Below are 20,918 nucleotides of genomic sequence, written 5' to 3' on the forward strand. Positions count from 1 at the left end.
CGCTCCGAGCCGGGTTGAATAAACGATGGCAACCGACGCATTCGAAATGGCCCTGGTTCACCGCATTTTCCGCAACGAGCTCGACGGTGCTGCGGAGCTCGTCCGCCGCGTGCAGCCCGGTCAGCATGGCCGCCGCAAGCGTGTGGCCGGCCACATCGCAAACGTACTGAAAGCGCTGCACCACCACCACACGGCCGAAGACGAGCTGCTGTGGCCGAAGCTGCATGATCGGACACCCTTGCATGCCGAAGACATCCAGCGGATGGAAAGTGAACACGACTTCATAGCGAAGGCGGCCGCCAGCGTCGAGCTGAGGTTGGCCGGGTGGATCGCCGCAAGTGGCCCCCGAACCCCGCGGCGCGCCCAGTCAGGGGCCGAGGAGGCGTTGGTGTGTGAGATCAACGCGCTCGGAGAGTTGGTTCGCGATCACCTCAGTGCCGAGGAGGAACGCGTCGTCCCGCTCATCAACGAGAACCTAACCGACGCCGAATGGCGCGCAGCGACGGGACGAGGCGGCTCCTTCCTTAGCGGCCGGGATATGTGGTTCGGCCTCGCCTTCGTCGGCATGGCGCTAAAGCAATGCAACGCCGACGAGCGGCGACGCTTCCTCGCCGGGATGCCGCCACCGCAACGGTTGCTGGTGAAGCTCCTTGCACGACCGGCTATGGCCGGTTATCGAGCTCGGCTTGGGCCCACCGCTTGACCGATCGGCCCAAACCATCTGGAAGGGGTGCTTCAGTATTCGGCGTCCGTCGCGCAAAACGAGCAGGGCTGGTCGGCGGTGTCGGGGCTGACGGTGCCCGGCGCCGTGCCGGTGCTGCCGGGCTGAGTCACGGGCTAGGCCACGGGCTACCCTCGCAAGCAGGAGTCGCCCCCATGTCACCCAAGTCACCCAAAGTTCCCCGCCTGCGCTGGGATGATCCGTTCCGCGCCCTGGACATGCTGGGCTCGTTATGGTCGTCCACCGGGCTGCCGTCGGTCACCGGTTCGGCGGCGCAGGCCGTGGCGATGCCGTATCGGACGGTGTTCCTTACGCTGCAGCAGCTGCTCGTCGGCAAGCGGGTCACGATCCGGATGGGCGAGGTCGACGTGGCGCTGACCGTCACCGAGCTGGACTCGGAGCTCGAGCCGGCGGGCCTGACCGTCGGTCAGCTCGGTGAGATCCGGGTGGCCGCACGCGACATCGAGTGGAGCGATCAGCACCTGCAGAGCGCCATCGCCGTCCTGCGCAACGTGCACATCCGCCCGGGCGTGCCGCCGCTGGTGATCGCCGCCCCGGTCGAATTGTCAACGGAGTTGCCGGCCAAGGCTTTTGACGACATGCTGCGTCAGGCGGCGCCGCGGCTGCACGCCCAGCTCAACGGGGATCGCACCGCGCGGCTGCACTGGGCCCGCCGGCCCGGCTTGGGCAGCCTCGAGGTCGACGTCGATGTGGTCGGGACGACGCTGTGGGTGCGGCCGCGCGCGCTGCACACCGGGGCCAAGCGCTGGAAACTGCCGGACCGGACGCCCGCCCAAGCGGTGCCCCTGCCCGACGTGCCGCATGGGCTGTTGGTCACCGACGTGACCCTGGGCGCGGAATCGTTGCAGGTTTCGGGGCTGCTGCCGGAATGGCGGATGGACTTGCCGCTGCGGCATCTGGAAGACGTCATCAGCCAACTGAGCCAGGGAGCGCTCAGCTTTGCGTGGCCATCGCTGTTCACCACCGACTGATGTCACCCCCGGGCGCCACACTGGCGGCCATGCTCGACCTCATCCTGCCGCTGGAGTGCGGGGGTTGCGGCGCGCCCGCCACCCGCTGGTGTGACGCCTGCGCCAAGGAGCTCACGGTCGCCGCCGATCAGCCGCACGTGGTCAACCCGCGCATCGACCCGCAGGTTCCGGTCTTCGCGCTCGGCCGCTACGCCGGTGCCCGCCGCCAGGCGATCCTGGCGATGAAGGAGCGTGGGCGCGGAGACCTCGTCGCGCCGCTGGCCCGTGCGCTCGCCACCGGCGTGCACCGGCTGCTGGTGTGGGGGATGGTCGAGACGCCGCTGACGATCGTGCCCGCGCCGACGCGGCGGTGGGCGGCGCGCCGTCGCGGCGGCGACCCGGTCGCCAGGGTCGCGACGATAGCGGTGGCGGGCCATCCGGAGATTAGCGTCGTGCGGGCGCTGCGCATGCGGGCGTCGGCGCGTGACTCGGTGGGCCTGACGACCTCCGCGCGCGAGCGCAATGTTGCCGGCCGGGTGCTGTTAAGCGGTGCGCCCGGGAGGCTGCTCGGCGCCGAGGTGGTGCTCGTCGACGACATCGTCACCACCGGGGCGACCGCGCGCGAGTCCGTCCGTGTCCTGCAGGCCGCCGGGGCCCGGGTGGCCGCGGTGCTGGCGGTCGCGTTCGCCTAGCTGCGCCTGAGTTTCCGATGAGAACATGTGAAGAACTCGCAACAGCTCGGGCAAAGGGTGGCACGCCGGGGCGAACACGAGCTACCGTCGAGAACAACCTTCTGAGACTAAAAGTGACCAATAGTCGCGATTAGCAGGTTTTTTCCAGGTTGAGGCGCCACCCGGTAGGAGGTGAGTATTCGACCCCTTGCATCGGCGGGCTGCCTTGGCGGTGATCGTGACGTGAGCCGCTCCAACCCCCGTCGGCGCGTTCCCATTCGAAGACGCCGCGCAAGGCGCGCGTGACGTGAAAAGAGAAACGAGTTGTCGCGTATGTCAAGGGTAACCGTGGATTCCGGTCAGGTTCTGGACCGTGCATCGGTGGGAATCGACGAAACAATGGAACCGACTGACACCGCCGAGACGACCGCGGAGGTGGTGTTCAAGGGCCGCAACGTCGAGATCCCCGACCACTTCCGCATCTATGTCTCGCAGAAACTCGCACGATTGGAGCGGTTCGACCGGACGATCTACCTGTTCGATGTCGAGCTCAATCACGAACGCAACCGGCGCCAGCGTAAATCCTGTCAGCGCGTGGAGATCACCGCGCGGGGTCGCGGGCCGGTGGTCCGGGGCGAAGCGTGTGCCGACAGCTTCTATGCCGCCCTCGAGTCGGCCGTCGTCAAACTGGAAAGCCGGCTGCGTCGCGGCAAGGACCGGCGCAAGGTTCACTACGGCGACAAGACCCCGGTTTCGCTGGCCCAAGCCACCGCAGCCTCCGCAGCGATCCCGCCGCCGGAGCAGGCGTTCGACCACGAGGCGACCGAGCCGCACGAACACGAGGCCGTTTTCCTCGACCGGGATCACGCCCCGGGGCGCATCGTGCGCACCAAGGAGCACGAGGCCAAGCCGATGACGGTCGACGACGCGCTCTACGAGATGGAGCTCGTCGGACACAATTTCTTCTTGTTCTACGACAAGCAGACCGAACGGCCCTCGGTGGTCTACCGGCGGCACGCCTACGACTACGGCTTGATCCGACTGGCCTGATCAGACTGTCCTGGCGAGCGGTCATCGCAGGGTTGTCACCTACGATGGGAGTCTCGTAGAACAAGACTCCTACCAACAGGGGACATAGCTGTGCCTGTGCTGTCGAAGTTGCTGCGCCTCGGTGAAGGCCGCATGGTCAAACGCCTCAAAAAGGTGGCCGACTATGTCAACACGCTGTCCGACGACGTCGAGAAGCTCAGCGACGCCGAGCTGAGGGCCAAGACCGACGAGTTCCGCAAGCGGCTGGCCGACCCCAAAAACCCCGAGACGCTCGACGACCTGCTGCCCGAGGCGTTCGCCGTGGCCCGCGAGGCGGCCTGGCGGGTGCTCGACCAGCGCCCGTTCGACGTGCAGGTGATGGGCGCGGCCGCGCTGCACCTGGGCAACGTCGCCGAGATGAAGACCGGCGAGGGCAAGACCCTGACCTGCGTGCTGCCGGCCTACCTCAACGCGCTGGCCGGCGACGGCGTCCACATCGTCACGGTCAACGACTACCTGGCCAAGCGCGACAGCGAGTGGATGGGTCGCGTGCACCGCTTCCTCGGGCTGCAGGTCGGGGTGATCCTGGCCCAGATGACCCCGGAGCAGCGCCGAGTGGCCTACAACGCCGACATCACCTACGGCACCAACAACGAGTTCGGCTTCGACTACCTGCGCGACAACATGGCCCATTCGCTCGACGATCTGGTGCAGCGCGGGCACAGCTACGCCATCGTCGACGAGGTCGACTCCATCCTGATCGACGAGGCCCGCACGCCGCTGATCATCTCGGGCCCGGCCGACAGCGCGTCGAACTGGTACACCGAGTTCGCCCGGCTGGCCCCGCTGATGGAAAAGGACGTTCACTACGAGGTCGACCTGCGTAAACGCACCGTCGGCGTGCACGAACTCGGGGTGGAGTTCGTCGAGGACCAGCTCGGCATCGACAACCTGTACGAGGCCGCCAACTCCCCGCTGGTCAGCTACCTGAACAACGCGTTGAAGGCCAAGGAGCTGTTCAACCGCGACAAGGACTACATCGTGCGCGACGGCGAGGTGCTGATCGTCGACGAGTTCACCGGCCGCGTGCTGATCGGCCGCCGCTACAACGAGGGCATGCACCAGGCCATCGAGGCCAAGGAGCACGTCGAGATCAAGGCCGAGAACCAGACGCTGGCCACCATCACGCTGCAGAACTACTTCCGGCTCTACGACAAGCTGGCCGGCATGACCGGCACCGCCCAGACCGAGGCGGCCGAGCTGCACGAGATCTACAAGCTCGGCGTCGTGTCCATCCCGACGAACAAGCCGATGATCCGCGAGGACCAGTCCGACCTCATCTACAAGACCGAAGAGGCCAAGTTCATCGCGGTCGTCGACGACGTCGCGGAACGCTACGAGAAGGGCCAGCCGGTGCTGATCGGCACCACCAGCGTGGAGCGCTCGGAGTACCTGTCGCGCCAGTTCACCAAGCGGCGCCTGCCGCACAACGTGCTCAACGCCAAGTACCACGAACAAGAGGCCGCCATCATCGCCGAGGCCGGCCGGCGCGGCGGCATCACGGTGGCCACCAATATGGCCGGCCGCGGCACCGACATCGTGCTGGGCGGCAACGTCGACTTCCTGACCGACCTGAGGCTGCGCGAGCGCGGCCTGGACCCGGTCGAAACGCCCGACGAGTACGAGGCGGCCTGGCACGAGGAACTGCCCCTGGTCAAGGAGGAGGCCGCCGCCGAGGCCAAGGAAGTGATCGAGGCCGGCGGCCTGTACGTGCTGGGCACCGAACGCCACGAGTCGCGGCGCATCGACAACCAGCTGCGCGGCCGCTCCGGCCGCCAGGGCGACCCCGGCGAGTCGCGGTTCTACCTGTCGCTGGGCGACGAGCTGATGCGCCGCTTCAACGGCGCCATGCTCGAGACCATGCTCACCCGGATCAACCTGCCCGACGACGTGCCCATCGAATCCCCGATGGTGACCCGCGCGATCAAGAGCGCGCAGACCCAGGTCGAGCAGCAGAACTTCGAGGTGCGCAAGAACGTCCTGAAGTACGACGAGGTGATGAACCAGCAGCGCAAGGTGATCTACGCCGAGCGTCGCCGCATTCTCGAGGGCGAGAACCTGCAGCAACAGGCCACCGACATGCTGGTCGATGTCATCACCGCCTACGTCGACGGCGCGACGGCCGAAGGCTACGCCGAGGACTGGGACCTGGACGCGCTGTGGACGGCGCTCAAGACGCTGTACCCGGTCGGGATCTCCCACGAGGATCTGACGCACCCGGACACCGACTCCGACCGCGACGAGCTCACCCGCGACGAGTTGCTGGACGCGCTGCTCAAGGACGCCGAACGTGCTTATGCCGCAAGGGAAGCCGAGCTCGAGGAGTTGGCGGGCGAGGGGGCGATGCGCCAGCTGGAACGCAACGTGCTGCTCAACGTCATCGACCGCAAGTGGCGCGAGCACCTCTACGAGATGGACTACCTCAAGGAGGGCATCGGGCTGCGTGCGATGGCGCAGCGCGATCCGCTGGTGGAGTATCAGCGCGAGGGCTACGACATGTTCATGGCCATGCTCGACGGCATGAAGGAGGAGTCGGTAGGCTTCCTGTTCAACGTCAGCGTGGAGGCGGTGCCGGCCCCGCAGGTTGAGGTCGCACCCGTCGAAGCGCCCGAAGGGTTGGCGGAATTGACGGCCGATGCCCCGGCCCCAACCGGGCGGGAAGAGCCACCAAGTACGTTGCGCGCCAAGGGTATTGATAACGAGGCGCCCGCGCTGACCTATTCCGGACCGTCCGAGGACGGCTCGGCGCAGTTGCAGCGAAACGGCGGCGGTGCCGAGAAGACGCCGGCGGGGGTGCCGGCCGGGGCCAGCCGACGCGAACGGCGGGCCGCCGCGCGCCAACAGGGCCGGGGGACCAAGCCGCCGAAATCGGTCAAACGGCGTTAGCCGCGCGATCTTCGCCCGACCGGCTCGAGAAAGGGGCGCGTTTCATGCCCTTCGACACAGCCGTGTCGCGGACCGAGATCCTGGCGGCGCTGTCCTTGGCGATCGACCTCGGGCTGGGGCAGCCGATGGATCACATGCTGCGGTCGGCGGTGATGGGCGCGCGGCTGGCGGAGCGGCTGGGGCTCGGCGAGCGTGAGCGCGGAACCGTTTTCTACACGAATCTGGTGATGTGGATCGGCTGTCATGCCGACTCTCACGAGTACGCCCGGTGGTTCGGCGACGACATCGCGATGCGGCGGGCCAGCCACTTGATTGACTGGTCGGGTGCGCCGTACCGGCGATTTCTGATGGGCAATCTGGGCCGTGGATCGGCGTTGCCGAAACGAGCCCAGTTGGCCGCCAAGGTATTTCTCGACGCGCGTGGGAATCTCGGCGCGTTGGTGCAGTCGCATTGCCTGTCGGCCGCGTTGCTCGCCGAGGAGATCGGCCTGGGCGCGGATGTGGGCGAGGCCCTGCCGTTCGCGTACGAACGGTGGGACGGCAGCGGTCTTCCCGCCGGGGCGGCCGGATCCCAGATACCGATGGCGATGCGGGTGGCGCAGCTTGCCGACATCGCGGAAGTGCACCACCGCACGTACGGCGCGGAGGCCGCGATCGCGGAGGTGCGCCGCCGCAGCGGCAAACAGTTCGACCCCGATGTGGTCGCGGCGTTCGCCGCGGCCGCCGACGACCTGCTGCGCGAGCACGAGGATGTGTGGTCGACCGCCGCCGAGTTGGCGCCGGACCCGGGCGCCGCGCTGGACGATGCCGCGTTGGACCGACTGCTGTGCGCGATGGGCGACTTTGTCGATCTGAAATGTCCTTTCACCCTGGGCCATTCGCGCGCCGTCGCCCAGCTGGCGGAAAACGCCGGGAAATGCGCGGGGCTGCCGCCAGACGACGTCGACGTTCTGCGCCGCGCGGGCCACGTGCACGATCTCGGCCGGATCGGTGTGTCCAACCGCGTCTGGGAAAAGCCCGGCGAACTAACCCACGCCGAACGCGAGCGGGTGAATTTGCATCCGTATTTGACCGGCCGGATCCTGGCCCGGGTCGGCGGGCTGAAGGCCGTCCGGGAGGTCGCGGTGAACCATCACGAACGACTGGACGGGTCGGGTTATCCCAACGGTCTGCGGGGCGAGGACCTCTCGCTTCGCGACCGGGTGCTGGCTGCCGCCGAAAGCTATTGCGCCGCAATGGAACCACGGCCGTATCGCGATGCACTGGACGAGGCCGCCGCGGCCAAGAAGCTGCGAAGCGAAGCCGCAGGCGGCCGCCTGGACGGCGGCGCGGTTGAAGCCGTGTTGGAGGCCGCCGGCCACCGGCCGTCGCGCACGGCGGCCAGGCCGGCGGGGCTGACCCGGCGCGAGGCCGAGGTCTTGCTCCATGTTGCCCAGGGGTTGTCCAACCGCCAGATCGCCTCGGCCCTTTGGATTTCGGAGAAGACGGTGCGCAATCACGTCGAGCACATCTACGCCAAGATCGGTGTCTCGAACCGGATCGGGGCCAGCCTGTACGCGACACGGCACGGCCTGACCGGCAGCGCGCCCCACTAATTGGGGTGGATGCCTCATGCGCGGGCGGCCGGCCGCGGGGACGATTTTGTGCATGTATGCGAACCTGTTGGAGCCGACGCGGTCGTCCGGTGTGTGGGACAAGGTGCTCACCGACGGGCACGCGTCATTGCTGCGGGCAAGACACGCATTCCGCTACCTGCCCTCGGCGCCGCGATGCAAGTTGTGCAACAACCCATTCGGCGGTCCCGTCGGCCGGCTGTTCGCCGCCGCCGGGTTCCGCCGATCGCGCAAGAATCCCAACCTGTGCAGTCGTTGCTGCGACGCGCTGCCCCGCGGCGGAGCGGAGGTCGACATCGCGGTGCTGTTCGCCGACGTCCGCGGCTCCACCGCGCTCGGCCACGGCCGCGCCGCCGCCGACTTCGCCGCGCTGTTGAACCAGTTCTACAGCGCCGCGACGCAGACCCTGCTCCGCCACGACGCGGTGATCGACAAACTCATCGGCGATGAGGTGATGGCGTTTTTCGTGCGGGGCATCAGCGGCCCCCGGTACCGGCAACGAGCCGTCGAGGCGGGACACCAGCTGCTCGAGGCGGTTGGCTACGGCACACCGGACGGACCGTGGCTCGACGTCGGTGTCGCAGTGAACGCGGGCGTCGCATACGTCGGCAACGTGGGCGGGGCCGTGGTCGACTTCACCGCCCTGGGTCGCCCGGTCAATGCCGCCGCCCGCATGCAACAACACGCCGCGGGCGGCGAGCTGTTGGTCGCCAGCGGCGTCGCCGACGAACTCACGGCCGGCATGCTGCCCCGCACGCTGACCCTGCGGGGGCACGAAGAGCCGATCAGCGTCTTCGCCCGAACAATATGAGGCCCCGACCCCGCGACCTGAATTGAGATCGCGGGGCCGGGGCGCGGCCGTCATCGCCGGCTTGCGCCGGGGCGGGATCGCCGGTCCAATACCCAGGCCGTGGCCAGCGTGAGAACGATCGCGGACGAGCCGAGCGCGACGAGGCTGGCGGCGGTGCCGCCCTGGAAGGTCGCGCGGTAGGCGGACATGGCCGGCAAGGTGGTGGTGTAGCGGTCGAGCTCCAGGTCACGGCCCAAGGCAAAGAAGGCGTGGCGGTTGGATAGCACCAGGCTCATCAGGCGTCCGGGGCGCGCCATCTGGTCCACGGGGACGATGGCGCCACCGAACAAAACCTGCGGAAAGCACAGCATCGGCAGGGCGAGGGCGGCCTGGGCGGCGTTGGAGACGGCGGCCGACGCCAGCAGCCCCAGCGCCATCGCCGAGGTCGCCTCGACCACGATCGTCGCGAAGAGCAAGGCGTACACGTCCCACCCGACGGCGGGGAGCCGACCGAGCGCGCGCAATACCACCAGCAGCACCGCGCTCACCGCCGCCAAGATCGGAAGCAGCGCCGTCACCTTCGACGCCACGTAGGCGCCCACGCTCAGGCCGGCAAGGCGTTCGCGGCGGAAGACGGCCATTTCGCCGACGATCTGCAGCAGACCGTACGTCAGCCCGAAGAAGAAGCCGTCGAAGGCAATCCAGAACACGATCTGGGCGGGGCCGACGTCGGCCGGGCCGCCCGGATCGAACGCACCGCGCTTGAACAATGTCGCCATCATCGCCGTGACCAGTACCGGTGAGCCGAGCAGGATCGCCAGGGTCAGCCGGTTGCGGAACAGCACGTCGACATTGCGCCGGGTCAGTAGCCACCACTGCCGGACCGCGCCGGGGCGCTTGACCTCGGGCGGCACGGTCGTGACGGGAGTCCGGTCAGAGCGGCTTGGCGCCGTCGGGCCGTTCTCGGCGAATCGCTTCGCCCAGGTCTGCGGAGTGTGCTCGGTCGCCAGGCGCTCATACACCTCGGTGAGGTGCTCCGCGCCGAAGTAGCGCCGCGCCGCTGCCGGGCTGCCGGTGAAGGCCAGATGGCCGTCGCGGGCGAGGAAGATGACCCGGTCGCACTGGTCGATGCCCGCCGGCTCGTGGGTCGTCAGGACGATCGTCACCCCGCGTCGGCTAAGCCCGCGCAGCAGGCGCATCACGTCGGCGGCGGTGGACGGGTCGAGCCCGGAGGTGGGTTCGTCCAGGAAGAACAGCCGCGGCCGGGTCAGCAGCTCCACGGCGATGCTGGCCCGCTTGCGTTGCCCGCCGGACAGCGCGCGCACCGGCACGTCGGCCCGATCGGCCAACGCGAGATCGCGCAGCGTCTCGTCCACGATCCGATCCGCCTCGTGCGCCGAGGTACCCGCGGGCAGCCTGAGCATCGCCGCGTAGCGCAGCGTGCGCCGCAACGGCATCTCGAGGTGAATGATGTCGTCCTGGGGCACGTACCCGACGACGGAGCCGGCCTTGCTCTGCCGAACGACGCCGTCGCGCCGAACCTCGCCGGTGGACGGGAGCCGCAGTCCCGCCAGGATCTCGAGCAAGGTGGTCTTTCCCGCTCCGCTGCCCCCGGCGATGGCGACCAATTCGCCGGGTTCCACCGACAGCGAGAGGTTTTGCAGGATCTGGCGCCCATCGACGCGCTGGCTGATGTCGATCGCTTCGAGGCGCGTGCCGCGCGGCGGTTCGGTTGGTCGCGGGGTATCCAGCCGCGCGTCGGTGTCTGCGCCGCAGGTCAATTCGGTCATGATCCGATCTCCGTTCTCGCTGAAGTAAGCTGTGCCATCGGCGATCATCGGTGCGCGGCCTTTGCGCCCGCATGAGGCGTTTGCCTCAAATCGACTGGCTTGGGCGCGAATAGTCAGAATTGACTAGCGCCGGCCGCGCGAAAAATTGAGGCAAATGACCTATATCCGAAATGCCGGCGCGAGGTGACACTTGGCGTATGAAGCGATACTTGACGATCGGCTACGGCGCCGCCGCCTACCTGCTGTTTCTAGCGGTGTTCCTCTATCTCGTTGGTTTCGTGGGCGGCATCGTGGTGCCGCGCACCGTCGATCACGGGCTGTCCGCGCCCATCGGGGTGGCCATCCTCGTCAACGTCGCGCTGCTCGCCGTGTTCGGCGTCCAGCACAGCGTCATGGCCCGGCCGGGGTTCAAACGGTGGTGGACGCGATTCGTCCCGGAGTCGATCGAGCGCAGCACCTACGTGTGGCTGTCCAACGCCGTGCTGCTGTTGCTCTATTGGCAGTGGCGCACGATGCCCGCGGTGATCTGGCACGTGGAACTACCCGCCGGTCGGCTGGCGGTGTGGGTGCTGTTCGGGCTCGGCTGGGTGATGGCGTTGACAGCGACGTTCCTGATCAATCACTTCGACCTGTTCGGGCTGCGGCAGGTGTATCTGGCGTCGCGCGGAAAGCCCTACACCGACATCGATTTTCACGTCCGGCTGCTGTATCGGCTGGTGCGTCACCCGCTCATGCTTGGCTTCCTGATCGCGTTCTGGTCGGCGCCCACGATGACGGCGGGGCACCTGCTCTTCGCGGCCGGAATGACCACCTACATCCTGATCGCGGTGCATTTCGAAGAGCGCGACCTGGTGGCCGCGCTGGGCGACCAATACCGCGACTACCGCCGCGAGGTGCCGATGCTGCTGCCGCGCCCGCGCGGGGGAGCGCCCAAAGCGGCTGGCCAGCACTAGCTTTCGATGGCCTCAGGTGCTCGCCACAAGCATTGGCCGGCTTCGAGTGTGCGTCTACGGTGCCGCCGATCGGGGCGTGTCGTCGCCGTAGGCGCACACTGAAAACCGTAGGCGCACAGTCGATCTAACCTTCGACCAGCTTGGCGATCCGATCCAGCGTAGCGCGCATGCCGTCCGCGGTCTTTTGCGGAAGCGAGCCGCTGGTGATCATCCGCTTCTGCTTGTCCTGCGACACGTCCCACGTTTCGCGGACCAGGGTGCCGGCCGGGTCTCCCGGGGCGGGCTCGAGTTCGTAGCGCCAGATGCGGCCACCGACGCGACCGCCGAGAAACGTGGTCTGCCACGCGATGCGGCGATCCGGCTCGTATTCGATGACGGTGTTGGTCGTCCGGTACGGGATGAACAGCGTCTCCTTGCGGCCCCGCATCGCGATCCCGAATTTTCGTACCCATCGACAACGGAACCGATGCCGCCGAGGCGTGGTTCACCGATTCCGCACCGTCGATGCTGGCGTGCTTGCCCGCGTCGGCCACGAGCGCGAAGATCTTGTCGGCCGGCGCATTGATGATGCGGTCGACGCTGACCGTGTTGCCGTCCATCCGGCAACCCTAGCGCGTCTTTACTGTTATCAGGCTGCCCAGTATCGGTTCCATCTCGCGGGATTTGGCCACGAGATCCCGGTATGTTGACGATATGGACGTCAAGGAGGTGCTGCTGCCAGGTGTCGGCTTGCGATACGAATTCACCTCGCACACGGGTGACCGAATCGGCATAATCGCCAGGCGCGGTGGTGATTTCGACGTCGTTCTGTACACGCGTGACGATCCGGACCAGGCTCGGCCGGTATTCCGCCTCAACGACGAAGAGGCCGACGCCGTAGCCCAGATTCTGGGCGCACCGAGGATCGCTGAACGGTTCACCGAATTGACTCGCGAAGTGCCCGGGCTTGAAGCGGGTCAAGTTCACATCGGGCCGGACAGCCCGTTCGTCGACCGCCAGCTGGGCGACACGCGCGCCCGCACCCGTACCGGAGCCTCGATCGTCGCAATCGTGCGCGACGAGGATGTGCTCGCCTCGCCAGGTCCGGCCGAAACACTTCGGGCGGGAGATGTGCTGATCGTGATCGGCTCCGATGAGGCTATCGCCGCCGTTCAACAGATCGTCGAAAAGGGCTGAGCCGGTGCAGATTTCGGGGGCGCTGCTATTCCAGCTCGGTGCCCTCTTGGCCGCAATTGCGGTGTTGGGCTCCGTCGCCCGCCGATTCGCGTTGTCCCCGATACCGGTCTATTTGCTGGCGGGTCTTTCGCTGGGTAAAGGCGGCTTCTGGCCGGTGGCCGCGGCCGGCGAGTTCATCATGACGGGCGCACCCATCGGCATTGTTCTGCTGCTGCTGACTTTGGGCCTGGAGTTCTCCGCCGCCGAATTCGCCAGCAGCATGCGGCATCACCTGCCGTCGGCAGGTGTCGACGTCGTCCTCAACGCCGCGCCCGGCGCCGTCGCCGGCTGGCTGCTGGGCCTGAACGGGGTCGCCATCCTTGCCTTGGCCGGAGTCACCTACATCTCCTCGTCGGGTGTGATCGCGCGCCTCTTGGAGGACCTGCGACGGCTCGGCAACCGGGAGACACCGGCCGTGCTGTCTGTGCTGGTGCTCGAGGATTTCGCGATGGCGGCCTACCTGCCGCTGTTCGCAGTGCTGGCGGCGGGTGGCAGTTGGCTGCAGGCGGTGGCCGGCATGCTGGTGGCGGTCAGCGCTCTGGTCGCCGCGTTTGCCGCATCGTTTCACTGGGGCCATCACTTCGGGCGGTTGGTCGCACACTCCGATTCCGAACAGCTTTTGCTCAGAGTCCTGGGAATCGCCCTGATGGTGGCCGCGTTGGCCGAGTCCCTGCATGCGTCGGCCGCCGTCGGTGCGTTCCTGGTCGGTCTCACCCTGACCGGCGACACCGCTGACCGCGCGCGCACGGTGCTGGGCCCGCTCCGCGACCTATTCGCCGCGATCTTCTTCCTCGCCATCGGCCTGCAGGTTGACCCGCAGGAGCTGCTTCCGATGCTTCCGGTGGCCCTGATCCTGGCCGTGGTCACTGCGGCGACCAAGGTGGCTACCGGGGGTTTGGCGGCCCGGCGCGACGGAGTGGCACGTCGTGGTCAATTGCGTGCGGGCACGGCGCTCATCGCCAGGGGCGAATTCTCGCTGATCATCATCGGATTGGTCGGCGCGTCGATCCCTGAGGTGGCAGCGCTGGCGACGTCGTATGTCTTCGTTATGGCTATAGCGGGCCCGGTGCTGGCCCGCTTCACCGGTGGCCCGCTACCAGAGGGTGCCGGGCCGGCCACCTGACGCGTCAGCCAATATGCAGGGCAACCACCAGCCAGCGCGGGCCGGCCGCTGCCGGCACCTGTTCCACCCGGCAGGCGATGGCGTGGATCCGGTCCCCGCGGCTGTACGTGCCGAAAACCTCGGCCGCGCGGAATTCCGCGGTGTCCGGGTCGTGTCGCCCGGCGGGCTGCACGCGCATCCGGCGCAACACCGCGGCGCCGTCCGATCCGCCGGCGAGCGCCCGGCCGGCCGACAGCACCGAGTCGACGAGGCTGGGCGCCAGCAGCGGCCGTAGCTGGGTCGCCGGGCGACGGCGGTCGATGACTTCCAGCACCCGGCGCAGGGCCCCGTCGGCGAAGACCGCCGCGCGGCGCATCGACGGCGACATGACTTCCCGAGCCGGCACGGCCTGCGGGCGCGGCATGCCGCGCTGGCCGGGCGCACGAGGGTGACGGCGACGCAACGTCGCGTGCGACGGTGGCCGGCACTGCGCGACATTGTCGACGTTGCGGGTCGGCGGCTCGTACTCGGAGACGGGCATGACTGCGAAGGTGTCGCGGCTGTCCCGGGTCTTCAATGTGCACTCCCCAACTGCATCGATGAAACGGCAGCCTGCTGGAGAGTGGCAGACGAGTGGTGTGCGGGTCATCATCGCACATACGGGCGCGGCGCGTACCCGCCCCGCGGGGGGCTCGCCCGGACGGTACGGTCGGGGCGACGGACCGACGACGAATCGACGACGAATCGACAAGGAGGACAAGGCCGTATGGTGACCCGGTTGTCCCCTGCCGACGCGGCGTCGTACCGGCTGGAGAACACGGCCACCCCGATGCACGTCGGATCGTTGTCCATCCTGCGCCGCCCGCGCGCCGGGCTGAGCTACGAAACGCTGCTGGCCACCGTCGAGCAGCGGCTGCCGCAGATACCGCGCTACCGGCAGAAGGTCCGCGGAATCATGGTTGCCCCGATGGCCCGGCCGGTGTGGGTCGACGACCCGGACTTCGACATCACCTATCACGTCCGGCGGTCGGCGCTGCCGTCGCCGGGCAGCGACGAACAGCTGCACGAGCTGATCGCCCGGTTGGCCGCGCGGCCGCTCGACAAGTCGCGCCCGCTGTGGGAGATGTATCTCGTCGAAGGCCTGAGCAAGAACCGCCTCGCGCTCTACACCAAATCGCATCAAGCGCTCATCAACGGCATGAGCGCGCTGGAGATCGGCCATGTCATCGTCGATCGCGTGCGGCGTCCGGCGCCGTTCCCCGAGGACATCTGGATACCGGAGCGCGATCCCGGCAACACCCGGCTGCTGCTGGGCGCGCTCGGCGATTTGGTGACGGGCCCGGGCGCGCAGATGCAGACCTTGGGATCCGCGATCGCCGGAATGGCAACGAATTCCGGGCAACTCGTCGACGCCGGTCGCCGCGTCTTCGATGTCGCGCGGCTGCTGGCGCGCGGCACCGCGCCCAGTAGCCCGTTGAACGCCACCGTGTCGCGCCATCGCCGGTTCACCGTCGCCAGCGGCAAGCTTGACGACTACCGGATTGTGCGGGCGCGCTACGACTGCGACGTCAACGACGTGGTGTTGGCGGTGGTGACCGGCGCGCTGCGCAACTGGCTGATGTCGCGCGGTGAGGGGGTGCCGCTGACCGCGACGGTGCGTGCGATGGCGCCGCTGTCGGTGTATGCCGACGACGCGCTCGACGCCAGCGGTCCGGGGCAGGCGATCAGTCAGGTGGCGCCGTTTTTGGTCGATCTTCCGGTGGGGGAGGGCAACGCCGTCGTGCGGCTGTCGCAGATTGCGCACGCCACCGAATCGAACCCGACGGCGGCCAGCCTGGTGGACGCCAGAACCATCGTCACGCTGTCGGGCTTTGCGCCACCCACCCTGCACGCCATGGGCATTCGGGTGGCCACCAGCTTTCCCACCTTCTCGCGGCGGACCTTCAACCTGTTGATCACCAACGCGCCCGGCGCCCAGTCCCAGATGTACATCGCCGGCACCAAACTGCTCGAGACCTACGCCGTTCCGCCGCTGCTGAGCAACCAGGCGCTCGCAATCAGCGTGACGTCCTACAACGGGATGTTGTATTTCGGTATCAATGCCGACCGCGAGGCGATGAGCGATGTCGACCTGCTGCCCGCACTGCTCAACCAATCACTCGAAGAATTGCTGGAAGCGTCCCGATAGGCCAAAAACCCTGCTTGGCGATAACATTCGATGCTATGAGCACCGCGACAAACGATGGCGCGCCGGCGAAGCCGAAGAAGAAGAAATCCAGCGCCCGCACCGAACGCAAGATTTCCAACGAAGTTTACGAAGCCGAATTGTTTCGTCTGCAAACGGAATTCGTCAAGCTGCAGGAGTGGGTACGTTATTCCGGCGCGCGCGTGGTGGTGATATTCGAGGGCCGCGACGCCGCGGGTAAGGGCGGCGCGATCAAACGGATCACCGAATACCTCAGCCCGCGCGTCGCTCAGATCGCCGCCCTGCCCGCGCCCAACGATCGCGAACGCGGTCAGTGGTACTACCAGCGCTACATCGCCCATCTGCCCGCCAAGGGTGAGATCGTGCTGTTCGATCGATCCTGGTACAACCGCGCCGGCGTGGAGAAGGTCATGGGTTTCTGCACGCCGCAGGAGTACGTGTTGTTTCTGCGGCAGACGCCGATCTTTGAGCAGATGCTGATCGACGACGGGATTCTGTTGCGCAAATACTGGTTCTCGGTGTCCGACGACGAACAGCTGCGCCGGTTCAAGGCACGCCTCAACGACCCGGTGCGGCAGTGGAAACTCAGCCCCATGGACCTGGAATCGGTGTATCGGTGGGAGGATTATTCGCGCGCCAAAGACGAAATGATGGTGCACACCGACACCTCGAACAGCCCGTGGTATGTCGTGGAATCCGACAACAAGAAACACGCCCGGCTCAACATGATGCACCACCTGCTGTCCTCGATCGACTACCGGGAAGTCAAGCGGCCCAAGGTCAAACTGCCGGCCCGGCCGGTGGTGAGCGGCAGCTACCAGCGTCCGCCGCGCGAGCTGTCGAACTACGTCGATGACTACGCGGCCACGCTGATCGGATGATGCGGGTCTACATCCCGGCCACCGTGGCCACGTTGCAGCAGCTGGTCGCCGACGGCTCGCTGTGGCCCCTCAACGGCACCGCGTTCGCCGTGACCCCGACGTTGCGCGAGGCCTACGCCGAGGGCGACGACGACGAACTCGCCGAGGTGGCGCTGCGGGAGGCGGCGCTGGCGTCGCTGCGCCTGCTCGCGACCGATCCCGACACGCTACGGCGTCGCGCGGTGCTGGCCGCGGAGATCGGTCCGGAATCAGCCGCCACCTGTCGTCCCGACCTCGACGACGCCGTCGTCAGGCTCGCCGAGCCCGTCCGGATCGACCAGGTCGTCGCCGCGTTCGTCGACACCTCCGACGCGGAGCCGGCGGTCGAGGCGGCGATCGCGGTCATCGACGACGCCGACCTGGGGGATGAGGACGCGGACCTGGTCGTCGGGGACGCGCAGGACCACGATTTGGCCTGGTACGCCACCCAGGAGCTGCCGTTTTTGCTTGACCTGCTCTGACGCCGGCTGGATACGGTACCGTAGGTTACGGTCCCGTAGGGAGCGGGTCCAAGCCAACCGGAAGCGATCCTTCGATGAGCGAGAAACACGCGCCGGTCACCGCCAACGTCGTCGCGACCGCCCGTCCCACCGTCGCCGGAGCCGACCGGCATCCGGGCTGGCACGCCCTGCGCAAGCTGGCCGCGCGCATCACCACTCCGCTGTTGCCCGACGACTACCTGCACCTGGCCAATCCGCTGTGGTCGGCGCGCGAGTTGCGCGGCCGCATCATCCAGGTCCGCCGCGAAACGGAAGATTCGGCCACCCTGGTGATCAAGCCGGGCTGGGGCTTCAGCTTCGACTACCAGCCGGGCCAGTACATCGGGATCGGGCTGCTGGTGGACGGGCGCTGGCGGTGGCGGTCCTATTCGCTGACGTCCAGCCCGGCCAACTCGGGGACCGACCGCACCGTGACCATCACCGTCAAGGCCATGCCCGAAGGCTTCCTGTCCAGCCACCTGGTGGCCGGCGTCGAGCCGGGCACCATCGTGCGGCTGGCCGCACCCCAGGGCAACTTCGTTCTGCCCGACCCGGCGCCGCCGTCGATCCTGTTCCTCACCGCCGGATCCGGCATCACGCCGGTGATGTCAATGCTGCGAACGTTGGTGCGCCGCAACCAAATTGGTGACATCGTCCACCTGCACTCGGCCCCCACCGCGGCCGATGTGATGTTTGGTTCCGAGCTGAGCGCGCTGGCAGCAGATCAACCCGGCTACCGGTTGCGGGTGCGTGAGACCCGCAGCGAGGGTCGGTTCGACCTTGCCCGGTTGAGTCAGGAGGTGCCGGACTGGCGCGATCGCCACACCTGGGCCTGCGGTCCGGAGGGGATGCTCAACCAGGCCGAGCGGGTCTGGTCGGGGGCTGGCCTCGGTGACCGGCTGCACCTGGAGCGGTTTGCCGTCGCCAAGGCCGCGCCCGCCGGCGCGGGTGGGACGGTGACGTTCGCCCGAAGTGGTCGCAGCGTGGTGGCTGACGCGGCGACGTCCCTGATGGATGCGGGAGAGGGCGCCGGTGTGCAGATGCCATTCGGCTGCCGGATGGGCATCTGCCAATCGTGCGTGGTCGGCCTGGTGGAGGGCCACGTCCGTGACCTGCGGACCGGCCGGGAACAGGAGCCGGGCTCTCGCATCCAGACCTGCATCTCGTCCGCGTCGGGCGATTGCGTGATCGACATCTAGAAGCTACTCATTGGTAACTTACGACATCGTAGGTTACGATAGCGTAGGTGTTGACCGAACGACGGCGAAGGAGGGAACACGGTGGCGATCACCGACGTCGACGCATTCGCGCATCTGACGGACGCCGACATCGAGAGCCTGGCCGTTGAGCTGGACGCTATCCGCCAGGACATCGAAGACTCGCGCGGCGAACGCGACGCGCGCTACATCCGACGCACCATCGCGGCGCAGCGAACCCTAGAGGTGGCCGGCCGGGTGCTGCTGGCCGCCAGTTCACGACGCTCGGCCTGGTGGGCCGGCGCCGTCACCCTGGGGGTGGCCAAGATCGTCGAGAACATGGAAATCGGCCACAACGTCATGCACGGCCAGTGGGACTGGATGAACGACCCCGAGATTCACTCCTCGACGTGGGAGTGGGACATGAGCGGGTCGTCCAAGCACTGGCGATACACCCACAACTTCGTGCACCACAAGTACACCAACATCCTCGGGATGGACGACGACGTCGGCTACGGCATGCTGCGCGTCACCCGCGACCAGCGCTGGAAGCGCTTCAACATCTTGAACCTGGTGTGGAACACCTTGCTGGCCACCCTGTTTGAGTGGGGCGTCGGGCTGCAGCACGTGGAGATCGGCAAGATCCTCAAGAAGCGGATGGATCACGAGGATGCGCGGCAACGGATCGACGAGTTCCTGGCCAAGGCCGGCCGACAGGTGTTCAAGGACTACATCGCCTTCCCCGCGCTGACCGTGCTGTCGCCGGGCGCGACCTACCGGTCCACGGTGACGGCCAACGCGGTTGCCAATGTGATCCGCAACGTGTGGGCCAATGCCGTCATCTTCTGCGGCCATTTCCCTGATGGCGCAGAGAAATTCACCAAGACCGACATGATCGGCGAGACCAAGGGGCAGTGGTACCTGCGGCAGATGCTGGGCAGCGCCAACTTCGAGGCCGGACCGGTGCTGCGGTTCATGAGTGGCAACCTGTGCCACCAGATCGAGCATCATCTGTATCCCGACTTGCCGAGCAACCGCCTGCACGAGATCTCGGTGCGGGTGCGCGCGGTGTGCGACAAATACGACTTGCCTTACACCACAGGCTCTTTCCTGGTGCAGTACGCCAAGACGTGGCGCACGCTGGCCAAGCTGTCGTTGCCGAACAAGTATCTGACCGACGACACCGACAACGCGCCGGAGACCCGCAGCGAGCGGATGTTCGCCGAGCTGCAGCCCGGTTTCGCCGGCGTCGATGCCACCACGGGACGTCGCCGCGGGCTGAAGACCGCGATCGCCACCGTGCGCGCGTGGCGGCGTCAAAAGCGCGCCGCGGCAACGCGAGTCAGTGACGCGCGGGACGGCCTGGCCGCCTAACGCACTTCGCCGAGCGTGAACGCACGGCGAAAATCACGGCGATTTTTCGCCGTGCGTTCACGTTCGGCGATTCACCGCGCGGGCTGATACATTTCGGCGGCCGCGGTTGAGGCGACACCGAGTTCGGCAGCGACGCTGTCAACGGCTTGCTGGGCCGCCGCGAGGTCCACCTTGCGGTCGGGAATGAAATACGGCCCGACGTAACGTTTGTAGAACTGCTGCGCCTCATCACGGGTGAGCCGGTCGAGGAACCGGTTGACGTAAAAGACGGCCCGGTCGGGTTGTTCGGCGAGGAACCGCAACGCCCGCTGGTTGGCCCGCACCACCGCTTGCACGGCGGGGCTATTCGGCGGATTCCGGTCAGGGTCCACGACGACGCCGACGGTGGGGATCTGGAAGTGATCGCCCACCCAGGCCAGGACGTGGAACCCCTCTTCGGCGGCGACCTGCTCGGCGGAGAGCGTGCTGCCCACGTAGGCGGCGTCGATCGAACCATCGCGCATCCGTCGCAAATCCATCTGGTAGTCACCGGGATGCCGCGTGATGCAGTGCAGGTCGCGGTCCGGATCCAGGCCGTGCTTACGCAGCACGATCCGGGCGAACGTGCCGGGCGGAGCGGCGGCGCCATGGACCGCCAGCCGCCGACCGCGAAGGTCCGCCATGGACTTCACCTCGGCATTGCCGAGAAACCAGAACAAGGGACGATCGGTGCTGAAACTGAGTGCCGTCCAGCCGATCCTGTCGGTCAGCCGCGACACCAGCGTTCGGCCCAGACCGATCACCGCGCCGCGGCGCAACCGTTCCACCGGCCAGCCCACCCCGTCGCGGATCGCCACGTGGACACCCTCATCCTCGAAGTAGCCCTCTTGGTCGGCGACGTGCGCGACCAACTCCTCGTGCAGGCCACGCCCGACATAGGCCAGGTCGATCGTTTCCACAACC

The 20,918-nt window shown here is 67.4% G+C and carries 19 protein-coding genes; 15 read left to right on the forward strand and 4 right to left on the reverse strand.

Going from position 1 to position 20,918, the window contains the following annotated elements:
* The first annotated feature begins 25 nt into the window (after window positions 1-25).
* From G6N66_RS04510 to G6N66_RS04540, 7 genes are all read left to right on the forward strand, one after another.
* Entirely contained in the window at window positions 26-703 is a 678-nt protein-coding gene (locus G6N66_RS04510) for a hemerythrin domain-containing protein (protein WP_085231454.1), read from the forward strand.
* 173 nt (window positions 704-876) lie between these two features.
* Window positions 877-1,713, forward strand: a complete 837-nt coding sequence (locus tag G6N66_RS04515) for a hypothetical protein (protein ID WP_085231453.1) — start codon at window positions 877-879, stop codon at window positions 1,711-1,713.
* Window positions 1,714-1,742: 29 nt separating this feature from the next.
* Entirely contained in the window at window positions 1,743-2,384 is a 642-nt protein-coding gene (locus tag G6N66_RS04520; protein ID WP_085231562.1) for a ComF family protein, read from the forward strand.
* 327 nt (window positions 2,385-2,711) lie between these two features.
* Entirely contained in the window at window positions 2,712-3,413 is a 702-nt protein-coding gene (hpf, locus tag G6N66_RS04525; RefSeq protein ID WP_372515619.1) for a ribosome hibernation-promoting factor, HPF/YfiA family, read from the forward strand.
* A gap of 96 nt (window positions 3,414-3,509) precedes the next feature.
* Window positions 3,510-6,338 (forward strand): preprotein translocase subunit SecA, encoded by a 2,829-nt coding sequence (gene secA, locus G6N66_RS04530; protein ID WP_085231451.1) that lies wholly within the window; start codon window positions 3,510-3,512, stop codon window positions 6,336-6,338.
* A 44-nt stretch (window positions 6,339-6,382) separates the two neighbouring features.
* Complete coding sequence (locus tag G6N66_RS04535; protein WP_085231450.1) at window positions 6,383-7,933, forward strand: HD domain-containing phosphohydrolase; 1,551 nt, start codon at window positions 6,383-6,385, stop codon at window positions 7,931-7,933.
* A 52-nt stretch (window positions 7,934-7,985) separates the two neighbouring features.
* The gene (locus G6N66_RS04540) at window positions 7,986-8,762 is read left to right on the forward strand and encodes an adenylate/guanylate cyclase domain-containing protein (RefSeq protein ID WP_139825059.1); all 777 of its coding nucleotides are present in this window, start codon (window positions 7,986-7,988) and stop codon (window positions 8,760-8,762) included.
* Between the two features lie 50 nt (window positions 8,763-8,812).
* Here the strand turns inward: G6N66_RS04540 and G6N66_RS04545 are convergent, their stop codons facing one another.
* Window positions 8,813-10,531, reverse strand: a complete 1,719-nt coding sequence (locus tag G6N66_RS04545; RefSeq protein WP_085231561.1) for an ABC transporter ATP-binding protein/permease — start codon at window positions 10,529-10,531, stop codon at window positions 8,813-8,815.
* Window positions 10,532-10,728: 197 nt separating this feature from the next.
* On the opposite strand from G6N66_RS04545, the gene mddA reads away from it, so the two are divergent.
* Window positions 10,729-11,484 (forward strand): methanethiol S-methyltransferase, encoded by a 756-nt coding sequence (gene mddA, locus G6N66_RS04550; protein ID WP_085231448.1) that lies wholly within the window; start codon window positions 10,729-10,731, stop codon window positions 11,482-11,484.
* A gap of 124 nt (window positions 11,485-11,608) precedes the next feature.
* Here mddA and G6N66_RS29300 read toward each other — a convergent pair whose 3' ends face one another.
* On the reverse strand, window positions 11,609-11,911 hold the full coding sequence (locus G6N66_RS29300) for an SRPBCC family protein (RefSeq protein ID WP_232079205.1): 303 nt from the start codon (window positions 11,909-11,911) through the stop codon (window positions 11,609-11,611).
* A gap of 266 nt (window positions 11,912-12,177) precedes the next feature.
* Here G6N66_RS29300 and G6N66_RS04560 point away from each other — a divergent pair, with 266 nt between their 5' ends.
* Both G6N66_RS04560 and G6N66_RS04565 read left to right on the forward strand, forming a co-directional pair.
* Entirely contained in the window at window positions 12,178-12,660 is a 483-nt protein-coding gene (locus G6N66_RS04560; RefSeq protein ID WP_085231447.1) for a cation:proton antiporter regulatory subunit, read from the forward strand.
* Between the two features lie 4 nt (window positions 12,661-12,664).
* The gene (locus tag G6N66_RS04565) at window positions 12,665-13,822 is read left to right on the forward strand and encodes a cation:proton antiporter (RefSeq protein ID WP_085231446.1); all 1,158 of its coding nucleotides are present in this window, start codon (window positions 12,665-12,667) and stop codon (window positions 13,820-13,822) included.
* A gap of 4 nt (window positions 13,823-13,826) precedes the next feature.
* Here the strand turns inward: G6N66_RS04565 and G6N66_RS04570 are convergent, their stop codons facing one another.
* A complete protein-coding gene (locus G6N66_RS04570) occupies window positions 13,827-14,342 on the reverse strand; it encodes an Rv3235 family protein (protein WP_085231560.1) in 516 nt (171 codons plus the stop codon).
* A gap of 225 nt (window positions 14,343-14,567) precedes the next feature.
* Here G6N66_RS04570 and G6N66_RS28960 point away from each other — a divergent pair, with 225 nt between their 5' ends.
* From G6N66_RS28960 to G6N66_RS04595, 5 genes are all read left to right on the forward strand, one after another.
* Complete coding sequence (locus G6N66_RS28960) at window positions 14,568-15,989, forward strand: WS/DGAT/MGAT family O-acyltransferase (RefSeq protein ID WP_085231445.1); 1,422 nt, start codon at window positions 14,568-14,570, stop codon at window positions 15,987-15,989.
* 35 nt (window positions 15,990-16,024) lie between these two features.
* Window positions 16,025-16,888, forward strand: coding sequence for a polyphosphate kinase 2 (gene ppk2, locus G6N66_RS04580; protein WP_085231444.1), 864 nt, complete (start codon window positions 16,025-16,027; stop codon window positions 16,886-16,888).
* Window positions 16,885-17,388: a DUF6912 family protein gene (locus G6N66_RS04585; RefSeq protein ID WP_139825058.1), complete on the forward strand. Its 504-nt coding sequence runs from the start codon at window positions 16,885-16,887 to the stop codon at window positions 17,386-17,388. Before ppk2 ends, G6N66_RS04585 begins: the two co-directional genes overlap by 4 nt.
* 74 nt (window positions 17,389-17,462) lie before the next feature.
* Window positions 17,463-18,605, forward strand: a complete 1,143-nt coding sequence (locus G6N66_RS04590) for a ferredoxin reductase (RefSeq protein WP_085231443.1) — start codon at window positions 17,463-17,465, stop codon at window positions 18,603-18,605.
* An 81-nt stretch (window positions 18,606-18,686) separates the two neighbouring features.
* On the forward strand, window positions 18,687-19,976 hold the full coding sequence (locus tag G6N66_RS04595; RefSeq protein ID WP_085231442.1) for a fatty acid desaturase family protein: 1,290 nt from the start codon (window positions 18,687-18,689) through the stop codon (window positions 19,974-19,976).
* A gap of 71 nt (window positions 19,977-20,047) precedes the next feature.
* Here G6N66_RS04595 and G6N66_RS04600 read toward each other — a convergent pair whose 3' ends face one another.
* Window positions 20,048-20,914, reverse strand: a complete 867-nt coding sequence (locus G6N66_RS04600; protein WP_085231441.1) for an ABC transporter substrate-binding protein — start codon at window positions 20,912-20,914, stop codon at window positions 20,048-20,050.
* Window positions 20,915-20,918 lie beyond the last annotated feature (4 nt).

Origin of the sequence: Mycobacterium conspicuum (assembly GCF_010730195.1) — a bacterium.
In the GTDB taxonomy this organism is placed as follows: domain Bacteria; phylum Actinomycetota; class Actinomycetes; order Mycobacteriales; family Mycobacteriaceae; genus Mycobacterium; species Mycobacterium conspicuum.

Excerpts from the sequence above, each read along its gene's own strand:
- G6N66_RS04510 (WP_085231454.1), top strand. The coding sequence starts at position 26 with ATGGCAACCGACGCATTCGAAATGGCCCTGGTTCACCGCATTTTCCGC.
- mddA (WP_085231448.1), top strand. The coding sequence starts at position 10,729 with ATGAAGCGATACTTGACGATCGGCTACGGCGCCGCCGCCTACCTGCTG.
- G6N66_RS04590 (WP_085231443.1), top strand. The coding sequence starts at position 17,463 with ATGAGCGAGAAACACGCGCCGGTCACCGCCAACGTCGTCGCGACCGCC.
- G6N66_RS04535 (WP_085231450.1), top strand. The coding sequence starts at position 6,383 with ATGCCCTTCGACACAGCCGTGTCGCGGACCGAGATCCTGGCGGCGCTG.
- G6N66_RS04585 (WP_139825058.1), top strand. The coding sequence starts at position 16,885 with ATGATGCGGGTCTACATCCCGGCCACCGTGGCCACGTTGCAGCAGCTG.
- G6N66_RS04545 (WP_085231561.1), bottom strand. The coding sequence starts at position 10,531 with ATGACCGAATTGACCTGCGGCGCAGACACCGACGCGCGGCTGGATACC.
- G6N66_RS04515 (WP_085231453.1), top strand. The coding sequence starts at position 877 with ATGTCACCCAAGTCACCCAAAGTTCCCCGCCTGCGCTGGGATGATCCG.
- ppk2 (WP_085231444.1), top strand. The coding sequence starts at position 16,025 with ATGAGCACCGCGACAAACGATGGCGCGCCGGCGAAGCCGAAGAAGAAG.
- G6N66_RS04520 (WP_085231562.1), top strand. The coding sequence starts at position 1,743 with ATGCTCGACCTCATCCTGCCGCTGGAGTGCGGGGGTTGCGGCGCGCCC.
- G6N66_RS04560 (WP_085231447.1), top strand. The coding sequence starts at position 12,178 with ATGGACGTCAAGGAGGTGCTGCTGCCAGGTGTCGGCTTGCGATACGAA.
- G6N66_RS29300 (WP_232079205.1), bottom strand. The coding sequence starts at position 11,911 with ATGCGGGGCCGCAAGGAGACGCTGTTCATCCCGTACCGGACGACCAAC.
- G6N66_RS04540 (WP_139825059.1), top strand. The coding sequence starts at position 7,986 with ATGTATGCGAACCTGTTGGAGCCGACGCGGTCGTCCGGTGTGTGGGAC.
- G6N66_RS28960 (WP_085231445.1), top strand. The coding sequence starts at position 14,568 with ATGGTGACCCGGTTGTCCCCTGCCGACGCGGCGTCGTACCGGCTGGAG.
- G6N66_RS04570 (WP_085231560.1), bottom strand. The coding sequence starts at position 14,342 with ATGCCCGTCTCCGAGTACGAGCCGCCGACCCGCAACGTCGACAATGTC.